The sequence below is a fragment of the Streptococcus dentapri genome (genome assembly GCF_042649885.1).
In the GTDB taxonomy this organism is placed as follows: domain Bacteria; phylum Bacillota; class Bacilli; order Lactobacillales; family Streptococcaceae; genus Streptococcus; species Streptococcus dentapri.
Genome location: NZ_JBHSAC010000005.1, coordinates 16171 through 28352, shown reverse-complemented (window position 1 = coordinate 28352; position 12182 = coordinate 16171). Strand labels below are relative to the sequence as shown.

The 12182-nt window shown below is 40.0% G+C and carries 14 protein-coding genes and 1 pseudogene; 11 read left to right on the top strand and 4 right to left on the bottom strand.

All coding sequences use genetic code 11. The features are described 5' to 3' along the window. Both ACFOSE_RS00670 and ACFOSE_RS00665 read right to left on the bottom strand, forming a co-directional pair. The coding region (locus ACFOSE_RS00670) for a hypothetical protein (RefSeq protein ID WP_380429163.1) at window positions 1-279 on the bottom strand (279 nt) is incomplete at its 3' end. A 144-nt stretch (window positions 280-423) separates the two neighbouring features. Beyond that, window positions 424-1461 (bottom strand): annotated as a pseudogene (locus ACFOSE_RS00665) (SDR family oxidoreductase). Window positions 1462-1601: 140 nt separating this feature from the next. Between ACFOSE_RS00665 and ACFOSE_RS00660 the strand changes: the two are divergent. The 5 genes from ACFOSE_RS00660 (at window position 1602) to ACFOSE_RS00640 (ending at window position 5733) form a co-directional block, all read left to right on the top strand. Next, on the top strand, window positions 1602-2060 hold the full coding sequence (locus ACFOSE_RS00660) for a MarR family winged helix-turn-helix transcriptional regulator (RefSeq protein WP_380429160.1): 459 nt from the start codon (window positions 1602-1604) through the stop codon (window positions 2058-2060). A 205-nt stretch (window positions 2061-2265) separates the two neighbouring features. Next, window positions 2266-2742 carry an FUSC family protein gene (locus ACFOSE_RS00655; RefSeq protein WP_380429167.1) on the top strand — a complete coding sequence of 159 codons (477 nt, stop codon included), beginning with the start codon at window positions 2266-2268 and terminating at the stop codon, window positions 2740-2742. A 178-nt stretch (window positions 2743-2920) separates the two neighbouring features. Next, a complete protein-coding gene (locus ACFOSE_RS00650) occupies window positions 2921-3289 on the top strand; it encodes a MerR family transcriptional regulator (protein ID WP_380429157.1) in 369 nt (122 codons plus the stop codon). Window positions 3290-3336: 47 nt separating this feature from the next. Then, window positions 3337-4683: a type I glutamate--ammonia ligase gene (gene glnA / locus ACFOSE_RS00645; protein ID WP_380429155.1), complete on the top strand. Its 1347-nt coding sequence runs from the start codon at window positions 3337-3339 to the stop codon at window positions 4681-4683. A gap of 399 nt (window positions 4684-5082) precedes the next feature. Then, complete coding sequence (locus tag ACFOSE_RS00640) at window positions 5083-5733, top strand: CHAP domain-containing protein (RefSeq protein WP_380429151.1); 651 nt, start codon at window positions 5083-5085, stop codon at window positions 5731-5733. Between the two features lie 44 nt (window positions 5734-5777). Here ACFOSE_RS00640 and rnjA read toward each other — a convergent pair whose 3' ends face one another. Together rnjA and ACFOSE_RS00630 are read right to left on the bottom strand one after the other, a co-directional pair. After that, on the bottom strand, window positions 5778-7463 hold the full coding sequence (gene rnjA / locus ACFOSE_RS00635; RefSeq protein WP_380429148.1) for a ribonuclease J1: 1686 nt from the start codon (window positions 7461-7463) through the stop codon (window positions 5778-5780). 1 nt (window position 7464) lies between these two features. After that, window positions 7465-7695 carry a DNA-dependent RNA polymerase subunit epsilon gene (locus ACFOSE_RS00630; protein WP_380429145.1) on the bottom strand — a complete coding sequence of 77 codons (231 nt, stop codon included), beginning with the start codon at window positions 7693-7695 and terminating at the stop codon, window positions 7465-7467. A 409-nt stretch (window positions 7696-8104) separates the two neighbouring features. Here ACFOSE_RS00630 and tsaB point away from each other — a divergent pair, with 409 nt between their 5' ends. The 6 genes from tsaB to nth all read left to right on the top strand — a co-directional run bounded on the left by tsaB (window position 8105) and on the right by nth (window position 11985). After that, entirely contained in the window at window positions 8105-8794 is a 690-nt protein-coding gene (gene tsaB, locus ACFOSE_RS00625) for a tRNA (adenosine(37)-N6)-threonylcarbamoyltransferase complex dimerization subunit type 1 TsaB (protein ID WP_380429142.1), read from the top strand. A 1-nt stretch (window position 8795) separates the two neighbouring features. Then, a complete protein-coding gene (gene rimI, locus ACFOSE_RS00620; RefSeq protein WP_380429140.1) occupies window positions 8796-9221 on the top strand; it encodes a ribosomal protein S18-alanine N-acetyltransferase in 426 nt (141 codons plus the stop codon). Beyond that, window positions 9211-10221, top strand: coding sequence for a tRNA (adenosine(37)-N6)-threonylcarbamoyltransferase complex transferase subunit TsaD (gene tsaD / locus ACFOSE_RS00615; protein WP_380429137.1), 1011 nt, complete (start codon window positions 9211-9213; stop codon window positions 10219-10221). Before rimI ends, tsaD begins: the two co-directional genes overlap by 11 nt. 81 nt (window positions 10222-10302) lie before the next feature. Next, window positions 10303-11001: an AzlC family ABC transporter permease gene (locus tag ACFOSE_RS00610; RefSeq protein WP_380429165.1), complete on the top strand. Its 699-nt coding sequence runs from the start codon at window positions 10303-10305 to the stop codon at window positions 10999-11001. Beyond that, window positions 10988-11314: an AzlD domain-containing protein gene (locus tag ACFOSE_RS00605; RefSeq protein WP_380429135.1), complete on the top strand. Its 327-nt coding sequence runs from the start codon at window positions 10988-10990 to the stop codon at window positions 11312-11314. The genes ACFOSE_RS00610 and ACFOSE_RS00605 overlap by 14 nt, the downstream gene beginning before the upstream one ends. A 41-nt stretch (window positions 11315-11355) precedes the next feature. Then, a complete protein-coding gene (nth, locus tag ACFOSE_RS00600; protein ID WP_380429133.1) occupies window positions 11356-11985 on the top strand; it encodes an endonuclease III in 630 nt (209 codons plus the stop codon). Window positions 11986-12182 lie beyond the last annotated feature (197 nt).

Genomic DNA, 12182 nt, shown 5'->3' with positions numbered 1-12182 from the left:
TCCATTTTTCATCTTAAAGATAAGAGACACCAAAAAAGACAAACCTCCAAAAAGAAGTTTGTCTTCGGTCTGAGACGCTAATGCGTCTTTTTTATGTACATCGCATAGACTTTCTACGAGATTTAGCACTAGCAAGATATAAAATCTTGCCAACCTTGGCCAAGTACTTCGCTGGTAAATAAGATCTTTCGGTAAGAAGAGTTGGTTGATTTGTTTAAATGATAAAAAACAGAGAGTGGGACAAAAATCGGTAATTTTGAAGAAATTCGATTTTATCATCCCGCCTTCATAAAGTTGAGTAGAGCTGTAAGAGTTGCTGTTTTATCAACTAACTTAGAAGTCACTCAACGATTGCGCATTGATGCATAAAGTTAATAAATGAAGAGTTTGAAACAAACCTAGTTTCAAACTCTGCTTTCTTTCTTAATTCAAATACCCATGATTGCGATACCAGCAGGCCGTATCCAGCAAGGTATCTTCTACTGACCTGAATCGGCCGCCCAACTCTTTTTCCGTCTTCGCAGGATCAAAATGAGTACATTGGTATTCCTCGGCAAAGAGCTCTACTAAATCTTTACTGATTAAGACGGGCTTACCAGTAATTCGGTGGTAGATTTCATTCCAAATAGCAAATAGTCGAAGTAAAGGTTTGGAAATTTTCCTTTTTGGTGCAGGAATTCCTGTAACAGTCTCTAAGGTTTTCATCACTTCTGCCATGGTCATATATTGGCCAGCAGCTAGATACCGCTCTCCGCTGCGCCCATACTTCATAGCTCGGATATGAATATCCGCCACGTCTCTAGCATCTACAACACTGTAACTAGCCTTAATGATTCCTGTCAATTTTTGCTGCATATAATCTAAAGCCAATTGACCGGTAGAGGTTGCTCCCAGGTCACCAGGTCCATACATAGATCCTGGTAGGACAAAAGTTAGAAATAAATCGCGGTGTTTTGCAAGAAAATCTTTGTCGGTCTCTTCACTGAGGATTTTGCTGCGATAGTACTCAATTTTGGTATTTGGGTCGCGTGCCATGGTTTCATCAATGAGCTGATTGGGCTTGCCTTTGAGAACAGCGATGGACGAGGTATGGACAATGTAGCGGATACCAGCATCATAGGCGGTCTGCAGGAGATTGAGAGTGCCTGTAACATTGGTATCATAAAGTTCCTGTCAATGCTTTCCGCCTTTATGGCTGTCGCGGAAAAAAGTGGCCGTGTGGAAGAGACTGTCACAATCAGATAGGTAAGATTTGTAGCTTTCAGGCTTTAGTATATCTCCTTGCACAAAATGAATAGGTAAATTGTCAAACTGTTGTTTAGCTTTATCCATGGAACATACAAGAGCAGTAAGCTGGATATTTTCCTTGAGTAAGGCACGAACCAGATTGTTACCCAGTAAGCCAGTTGCCCCTGTGATAAAGGCGTGTTTGATAATGCGGGGAGAGTGGGCTGTATTCATGTATAAACTCCTTTTTAGAAATAAATTTTAATTAGATGACATGTCATCTAATTGAGTTTATTTAGTCTTTTAGGATTTTATTGTCAACAATTTACCTGAACTATTGTAGAATAGTAGGAGACTGAAATAGAAGGGAGATTATGTCAGTATACGAGGCAACCCGTTTTCGCTACTTATTTAAAAGTGTCGAAAATATTGTGAATAAAGAGCTAACCCATTTATTGGCTCCTCTATGTATAACATCCAATCAGAGTGAAGTACTTCTTGTTCTGCAGGAGTTTGGCACTTTATCCTTAAAAAAATTAGGTAATCTATTGATTTGCGAGGGAAAGAGTCCTAGTCGTTTGATCAGTTCCCTCATAAAAAAGGGCTTGGTTATTAAGGAAATTTCTGAGAAAGACCGAAGGACCTCTTTTTTATCCTTGTCATCTGGGGGGCAGGATCTTATTCCAAAAATTCTGGCTATTAAGACTCATTATGATCGACAGCTATTAGAAGAAGGGATTGACTTTAAAGCGCTTAGTCAGCCTTTTAAAGCTTTTATTAAGGGGACGTCTTATGAGGAAAAATTAAAAGCCCGTTTTATGTGGGATGAGTGAGAAAGGATTCATATTGGCGTCTGCTACTTCAAATCCATTTTCACTATTGGTGCTATTGACTTTTCAATTTGATTTTGATTGAAGGAATTGTCAGAAAATTTTGTTGATCGTCTAAATCTATGATAAAATAGAGGGTGAATTTTTAGAAGGCAGGAATTTCATTTTGGGATGGTTTCGTTTTAATCCTCACGAATTTAAGTTAGGGATGCGGACTCTTAAGACGGGGCTCGCAGTCTTTTTAGTCTTGGTTCTGTTTTCCTTCTTTGGATTTGAAGGTTTTCAAGTTGGTGCTTTGACGGCAGTCTTTAGCCTGAGACAAGATTTTGATCAGAGTGTGCATTTTGGCAGATCCCGTATTATGGGGAATACTATAGGTGGATTTTATTCGCTTCTTTATTTTGGAATCAGTGCGCTGTTTAACCACAATATTTGGATAATGCTGGTCTTTATTCCTGTCTTTACAATGCTGACTATTATGACCAATGTTGCTATTGATAATAAGGCTGGTATTATTGGTGCAGTTTCTGCCCTTTTGATTATTACTTTATCTATTCCAACAGGAGATACTTTCCTCTATACGATGGCTAGGATAGGAGAGACTTTTATTGGTGTTTTTGTAGCAACCTTGGTCAATATTGATTTTAAAATCATTGAATTTTTTTCTAATAAAGATAGCGACTAAAAGTTAAGCTAACCGTTACAGTTTCTTTATGTAAACTAGCTATAACAGCAGGATGATCTCCTATCTTAATTTCTGAAAAATCACGACTATGTCCCTCTTTATTTATATGTCATAAAATGTGACACAACCCCTTGACAGGACAGAATTTTTAGATATAATGGTGTCGAAAGGAGTTTTTATGCGCGAAAAAGAATTCAGGCGTTCTCTAGCTGTTTTTCCTATTGGTTCAGTTATGAAGCTAACCGATTTGACAGCTAGACAGATTCGTTATTATGAAGATCAAGGTCTTATAACTCCGGACCGTAGTTCTGGTAATCGTCGTCAGTATTCTCTGAATGACATGGATGTGTTGCTAGAAATCAAAGATTTTCTGGATGAGGGACTAAATATTGCTGACATTAAAAAAGAATATGCCAGACGAGAACAAGGTATTAGTGATAAGAAAGTATTAACTGATGCTGAAGTTCGCCGTCTTCTACATAACGAATTAAAAAATCAAGCTAGATTTACTTCCCCCGATTCTCACTTAGGTAGTTTTCGTATGTAATATACGATTATATAATTTATCATTTTTTATATTTAAAGGAGGCCATTATGGCAATCACAGCAGATGATATCCGTCGCGAAGTCAAAGAAAAGAATGTTACTTTTCTACGTTTGATGTTTTCAGATATTGCGGGAACACTCAAAAATGTGGAAATCCCTGCAACTGAAGAGCAACTGAACAAGGTACTTTCAAACAAGGCTATGTTTGACGGATCATCTATTGAAGGTTTTGTCCGCATCAATGAGTCTGACATGTATTTGTATCCTGATCTTGATACATGGACTGTTTTTCCCTGGGGAAATGAAAATGGACGTGTTGCAGGCTTGATCTGTGATATTTACACACCAGAAGGTGAGCCATTTGCAGGAGATCCGCGCGGAAACTTAAAACGTGCGCTGAAACATATGCAAGAACTTGGCTTTGGTTCTTTCAATCTTGGTCCTGAACCTGAATTTTTCCTGTTTAAACTGGATGAAAAAGGTGAACCGACACTGGATGTTAATGATAAGGGGGGATATTTTGACTTGGCGCCAACAGACCTTGCTGACAATACTCGCCGTGAAATTGTTAATGTTTTGACGGATATGGGATTTGAAGTTGAAGCCAGTCACCATGAGGTAGCTGTGGGACAGCATGAGATTGACTTCAAATATGAGGAAGTTTTAAAAGCTTGTGACAAGATTCAGCTTTTCAAACTGGTTGTTAAAACTATTGCGCGTAAGCACGGTCTTTATGCAACCTTTATGGCTAAGCCGAAATTTGGAATCAACGGTTCAGGGATGCACTGTAATATGTCTCTCTTCACTTCGGATGGAAAAAATGCTTTCTTTGACCCAGAAGATCCAAGAGGCATGCAGTTATCTAAAAATGCTTACTATTTCCTCGGTGGCTTAATGGAGCACGCCTACAACTTCACAGCCGTGATGAATCCAACGGTCAACTCATACAAACGTTTGGTTCCTGGTTATGAAGCACCTGTCTATATTGCTTGGGCTGGCCGCAACCGATCACCCCTGATTCGTGTTCCTGCTTCTCGTGGCATGAGTACCCGTCTTGAATTGCGTTCGGTTGATCCGACTGCCAATCCTTATTTGGCACTGGCCGTTCTTCTTGAATCTGGACTTGATGGAATTGAAAATAAAACAGAAGCGCCGGCACCAGTTGAATCTAATATTTATGTTATGACGGCACAGGAACGAAAGGAAGATGGTATTCGTGATCTTCCTTCCACTCTTCACAATGCTGTCAAAGCGCTCCAAGAAGATGAAGTTGTCAAAGCAGCTTTAGGAGAACACATTGTTGCTAACTTTGTTGAATCTAAACAGTTAGAGTGGTCTAGCTATGCTGCCTTTGTATCACAATGGGAAGTGGACACTTATTTAGATTTATACTAATGATATTTTTCCTGTCAAAGAGGCTGGGACAAAGTCCTGCCTTTTTTGTTTTGCTCTAGCTTTAGCAGATTAACGAAAGGATTGATTGGCAGTCCTTATCCCTTGCTAGGCAAGTGATAGCGGCCAAGTTAATCAACTGTTCAGAAAAAAGGAAGGACAACAAATCTAAATTGCGATTTTATCACAATTTACCGATTTTGTTCCACTCTTTTTTTGTATCTATTTGATTAAAACAATATTTTAAAAAAATTGTCATCAGAATAACTGTTTTTTTAACTTGCAATTAACAAGTTTGTCATTTTTTCCTGTTAAACTAGGATCATACTCAAAATTGAACCTGTTTTTCGGGTTCTTTTACTGAGATTTTATTTTCACTGAATGAGAGGAATTTGTATTAAGATGAATAAAAAATTATCAATTGCTGGTCTTTTTACTGCCACCACTGCAACACTGTGCTTATTTAGTCAAGCAGCAGTAGCTGAAACCTATACTATTCAATCTGGAGATAGTTTTTTTAGTATTGCTGACCAAAATGGTGTGGATCCTTATCAGTTAGCTTCTGATAATGGAATGACTGTTTCTAGTTTAATCTTACCTGGCCAAACGATTGAAGTAAATGGGGCGGCTCCAGCGTCTGCTGCACCAGTATCATCTACTGATGTTTCATCAGATCCTTCTGTTAATCAAAATGAGACAGATCTCTCACTGAACACTGCGGTCAATACTTACCCTGTTGGGCAGTGTACTTGGGGTGTTAAACAGTTGGCTGGTTGGGCAGGTGACTGGTGGGGTAATGGTGGCGACTGGGCTGTCAGTGCTTCAAGCCAAGGCTATACTGTAGGTTCTACCCCACAAGCAGGCTCTATTATCTGTTGGACTGATGGTGGTTATGGACACGTGGCCTATGTTACAGAAGTTAGTGCTGATGGCCAAATTCAAGTTCTTGAGGCTAACTATAATGATCAACAAGAAATCAACAACTACCGTGGTTGGTTTGATCCTAACAACAGCGTCACTTCAGGTGAAGTAAGCTATATTTATCCAAATTAAATTGTTGATAGAAAAAGGAATCGGATTTCGTATCCAATTCCTTTTTAATTATCATTATCTGGTGTTAAGATCATTGGGATGATAATAGGTTCGCGCTCAGTTTGTTCATATAGGAAAGGTCTCAGGGCATTGACGATAGCTCCATTGACACTCTGGATGCTGGCATCTTTATTTTTTAAAGCAATGCGGATAGCATTGAAGAGTATACGTTGACCTTGGCGGATAAGATCGCCGGATTCGCGCATATAAACGAATCCGCGACTGAGAATATCTGGACCTGCTAGGATCATTTTGGTCTTGAAATCAACGGTTGCAACAGCTAAGACTACTCCGTCTTCGGATAGATCTCGTCGATCGCGCAGGACTGCTGTACCAATATCACCGATACCATTTCCATCAACATAGATATCCTGTGCATTGAAATGACCAGCACGTCGTGCAGAATCCTTGGTGAGGGCTAGAACATCACCGTTTTCCATGATAAAGATATTCTCCTTAGGAACTCCGGTATCTTCTGCTAGTCCAGCGTGTACCTTCTGCATGCGGTACTCACCGTGAACAGGCATAAAGAATTTTGGCTTAATCAGACGAAGCATGAGTTTTTGCTCTTGCTGACCACCGTGACCAGAAGTATGGATATTGTTAATCTTACCGTGAATAACTTCAACACCGGCTTCCTGGATGGTATTAATCAGCTTGTTAACACTGGTTGTATTGCCAGGGATTGGACTGGACGAGAAGATAACAGTATCACCAGGCTGTAAGGTAACTTGACGATGAGTACCGTTAGCAATGCGTGCCAGAGCTGCCATGGATTCTCCTTGGCTACCCGTACACATGATTAAAATTTCACTGGCGTGATAGTCTTTTATTTCATTGGGTTCGATAAAAGTATCGTTTGGAACCTTTATATAGCCTAATTCAATTCCATTGATAATGGCTTTTTCCATAGAACGTCCGAAGACTGCAATTTTACGACCTGTTTTTACAGCCGCTTCGGCTGCTTGTTGCAGACGGAAAATATTGGAGGCAAACGAGGCAAAAATGATACGTCCATGGATACCTTCAATAATCCTCATGATGGATTGCCCAACGACTTTTTCAGAATTGGTGAATGTTGGAATTTCAGCATTGGTTGAGTCTGACAGAAGGCAGAGTACGCCATCTTCGCCCAAGGCTGCCATACGGTGAAGGTCGGCTGGTTCTCCAACTGGAGTAAAGTCAAATTTGAAATCTCCCGTACAGATAATTTTTCCCTGTGGTGTATGAATGACGATTCCCAAAGGTTCAGGGATAGAGTGAGTTGTACGGAAAAAGGTTACGCTGAGATTTTTAAAAGTCAGCTCCGTATTATCATTGATTTCGTAAAGCTTGGCATCGCGTAAAAGACCGTGTTCTTCAAGTTTACCACGAATCAAGGCTAGGGCCAAAGGACCAGCATAGATAGGAATGTTGGCCTGTTTGAGGAGGAAGGGAATACCACCGATATGGTCTTCGTGTCCGTGGGTAATGACCAGGGCCTTGATACGATCGACATTTTCCACGATGTAAGAGTAATCAGGAATGACATAGTCAATACCAAGCAGGTCGTCTTCTGGGAATTTGATGCCGGCATCAACGATAATAATTTCATTTTGATATTCGATACCATAGGTGTTTTTACCAATTTCGCCCAAACCACCAATGGCATAAACGCCGACTTCTTCGGATTTTAGATTGATGTTTGACATATTAGAACTCCCTTAATGAGAAAGCACCTGTTTCTTTTTCGTATTCGAGGTGTTTATCTGAAAGCAGATCAATAAATTCGATATTGTAATCGGTATTATCTTCCACTAATTTACGAGCCTTAATGCGTCCCTCGAGCTCATTCTTAGCATCAATATCCAAATAAAGTGTTTGAGTTGTTTCACGTCTAGGGCTACGCTCTTTTGTTTCTTGGTATAAAACTTTATAAATCATATAGTTCCTTCCTTTTATATCATGTTTATTCTAAACGACAAAAAACCAGTCAAATACGAATACCATTATTGTATTTGACAAAAAAATATGCTATTTTACGCGTAATAGATTAAACCGTGATGTTGAATTAGTAACAGTATATCATATTTTAAGGCTTAGTAAAAGCATAGAGGCAAATTTATAGAAATGATGTTTTAGGATTTTAAGGAAAATGATCTTAGCTGCCTTCTCATTCTTATTTCTGTTCAAATATCAATTATTTTTGATTTTAAATGGTAACAATTTCTCCAAACTAGTGTAAAATAGTAGAGGATTATAATAGTGACTTTCCTGTTCTGCAGGTCAGTGATTTTCTTGGAAGAAAAATAAACTGGTTATTTCTATATAAATAATAATCGAAGGAAGATTTATGAAATTATTAGCATTTGATACATCCAGTATAGCTCTTGCCGTCGCTCTCTTGGAAGATGAACGATTAGTAGCAGAAACTACTGTTAATAGTAAGAAAAATCACAGCATCAGTCTCATGCCAACTATTGATTTTTTAATGGCACAAGTCGGTTGGGAACCGAGTGATTTGGATAGGATTGTGGTGGCTCAAGGACCGGGTTCTTATACCGGTCTGCGCGTTGCTGTAGCAACAGCTAAGACGCTGGCTTATAGTTTAAATGTCGATTTGGTTGGGGTTTCAAGTCTATTTGCCCTGCTACCATTGGCAGTTCACACAGGTTTGATGATCCCTCTAATTGATGCTAGGCGCAACAGTGTTTATGCTGGCTTTTATGAAGATGGCCAAGCGATTCGACCCGATTCTTATTTGACTTTGGAAGAGGTTCTGACTTATGCTCAGAGTGCAAATGCTGTAACTTTTACTGGAGAAGTTCAAAATTTTAAAGATCAGATTTTGCAAGCTCTACCTCAGGCCAATATTCAGCCTAGCCTGCCCTCGGCTTATGCTCTTGGGAAAAGGGGCCTACAAGCAGAATCTGTATCTGTCCATGCTTTTGTCCCTCAATACCTTAAGCGTGTTGAAGCTGAAGAAAACTGGCTTCAAACGCATGGGGAAGAAGATAGCAGTCACTATATTAAGCGTGTTTAAGATGAAAAGCTTAGAAGAAAAAGCAGGAGCAGTTCTTGCCATTCTAACAGATGTTTATGATCAATCACCTTGGAGCAGGGAACAAATTTTAGAAGACATGCGGCAGGAGCATACAGATTATTTTTTTGTATCGGAGCATCAGCAAGTGCTGGGTTTTTTATCTCTGCAGCATTTAGTTGGTGAACTAGAGCTGACTAATATTGCTGTTTTAAAATCGCATCAAGAACAGGGGATAGGCGCCCGGCTGATGTCACATTTAGATACAGTTGATTTACCGATATTTTTGGAAGTAAGAGCGTCAAATCAGGCGGCACAAACCTTGTATGAAAAATTTGGTTTCAGCACTATCGGTAAACGCTCTAACTATTACCATGATCCGACTGAGGATGCCCTTATCATGAAACGAGAGGAGTACCATGACAGATAGATATATTTTGGCGATAGAGTCTTCTTGCGATGAGACCAGCGTCGCCGTTTTGAAAAATGAAACAGATCTGCTGAGCAATATCATTGCTAGTCAGGTTGAGAGTCACAAGCGTTTTGGCGGGGTCGTTCCTGAGGTGGCCAGCCGCCATCATGTCGAAGTCATTACCCTTTGTATTAAGGAGGCTCTAACCGAATCTGGTATTGAAGCTAGTGATTTAACAGCTGTTGCAGTTACTTATGGTCCAGGCTTGGTCGGTGCTCTCCTAGTAGGGATGGCGGCTGCCAAAGCTTTTGCCTGGGCTAATAGGCTGCCCTTGATTCCAGTTAATCATATGGCTGGACACTTGATGGCTGCGCGTGACGTTCAAGAACTAGAATATCCTTTGTTAGCTTTGTTGGTTAGTGGTGGACATACGGAGTTAGTTTATGTGTCAGAATCTGGTCATTATCAGATTGTTGGGGAGACGCGTGATGACGCAGTAGGTGAGGCCTATGATAAGGTTGGGCGCGTAATGGGTTTAACCTATCCAGCAGGACGTGAAATTGATGAGTTAGCTCATAAGGGGCAGGATATCTATGATTTTCCTAGGGCGATGATTAAGGAAGATAATCTGGATTTCTCATTTTCGGGGCTCAAATCGGCCTTTATCAATTTGCATCACAATGCCTCACAAAAAGGTGAGCAACTAGCAACGCAAGACCTTTGTGCTTCCTTCCAAGCAGCAGTCTTGGATGTGCTGATGACCAAAACTAAAAAGGCTTTGCGGGATTACCCAGTAAAAACTCTGGTCGTTGCTGGTGGTGTAGCTGCTAATCAGGGGTTGCGTGAACGTTTAGTTACTGAAATCCAAGATATCAATGTGGTCATTCCCCCCTTGCGCCTCTGTGGTGATAATGCTGGTATGATTGCTCTAGCTGCTGCGATCGAGTATGACAAGAGAAACTTTGCTGATTTGTCTCTCAATGCTAAACCAAGTTTGGCTTTTGATAGTTTGAATTAAGAGCCGCCAGAATGCTTGTTTTGGCAGTTTTTCTTTGTTATAATCATAGATATTTTAAAAATTGAGGGAAGGATGGGACTATTGCAGAAAAAAGGATTTATAGCCGGGGTTAAAGATGCCTTGCCGACTGCACTTGGTTATATTTCAATTGGTTTGGCCTTTGGTATAGTGGCGGCGGCAGCAAATTTATCAGCTCTTGAAGTTGGTCTTATGTCCTTGCTGGTGTATGGAGGTTCTGCCCAATTTGCCATGGTGGCTATGTTTGTGGCTCAGGCTGATTTGGTCACCATTACCATGACAGTATTTTTCATCAATCTGCGCAATATGCTCATGAGTTTGCATGCTACAACCATTTTTACCGAGACTAGTTTTTGGAATAGTATGGGAATCGCCAGCCTGATTACAGATGAGAGCTACGGTGTCTTGTTAGGAGAAAATATTCATAATAAAAATATCTCTGATAACTGGATGCATGGTAACAACCTTTTTAGTTACTTTGCTTGGGTTGTTTCAACAATAATTGGAACTTTACTGGGAAACATTATTCCTAATCCAGAAAGTTTCGGACTAGATTTTGCCTTAATTGCTATGTTTATCGGCCTCTGGATTGATCAAGTTGCATCGATGCTTTCAGAAGGTGCAAAGAAGCTGATTCTAATCTTGTTGGCCGTTGCTATCAGTTATGTGGTCTTAGTTACAGTTGTTTCCGAATCTTTAGCTGTTTTGTTAGCTACCCTAATTGGCTGTGGTGTGGGGGTGATTTTAGATGGCTATTACTAATTATGTTTTAATCGCTATTTTACTGGGGTTTCTGGTGAGTTGGATTCCTCGTGTAGCTCCCTTTATATTGGCTAAATATCACAGTCTTCCTGATCTTGTCCTACATTTTTTGAACTATTTGCCAATAACGATCTTGTTTGCTCTGACTTTATCCAGTCTCTTGACCGAAAAAATAGGTCATCTACCAAGGCTGAATAGTTTAGAAGCATTGGCAGCTCTACCAACTCTTTTTGTAGCAGTGCGAACGAGAAAACTCCTTTATGCGGTCTTGACTGGTATTATCAGTATGGCACTGTTAAGGTTAGCCTTCTAGCGAGTCACCGTTTTATTATAAATAAAAGAAAGGTTGTTAATGTGGTTCTTTCCAAAAAACGGGCTCGTAAAGTGATTGAAGAAATCATAGCTCTTTATCCGGATGCCAAGCCCAGTTTAAATTTCGAGAATGATTTTGAATTGCTAGTAGCCGTGATGTTGTCTGCTCAGACAACTGATGCAGCTGTTAATATTGTTACTCCAGCCTTGTTTACAGCTTATCCGACGCCTCAAACTATGGCTGAGGCTAGTGAAGATGATATTGCTAAGTATATTTCACGTTTGGGGCTCTATCGTAATAAGTCAAAGTATTTGAAAAAATGTGCTCAGCAATTGGTGTCAGAATTCGGCGGTCAAGTTCCTCAAACCAGAAAAGAACTTGAGAGTCTAGCGGGTGTTGGTCGTAAGACAGCTAATGTTGTCATGAGTGTCGGTTTTGGGATACCAGCTTTTGCTGTGGATACTCATGTTGAGCGCATCAGTAAGCACCATAAGATTGTCAAACAGTCGGCAAGCCCACTGGAAGTGGAAAAGCGTGTCATGGAAGTCCTACCCAAAGAGGAGTGGCTCTCTGCCCATCAGGCTATGATTTTGTTTGGCCGTGAGGTTTGTCATCCTAAAAATCCTGAATGTACCAAATACCCCCAGCTTTATGATTTTTCAGATCTTTAGGATTCTGCAATTAGAAAATATAAAATATGATTAAGACTTATCTACTTTCTGTTAGAAAATATTCTATTTCTGGCTGGTAACAAGTCTTATTTTGTGCCCAAAAATCAGTGCTATCAAAAACCAGCAACTGCTAAAGCTGCTGGTGAGGATAGGAAAAGAAGAATTGTAGTATAAGTCTTTTCGCTGAAAATTGGCTT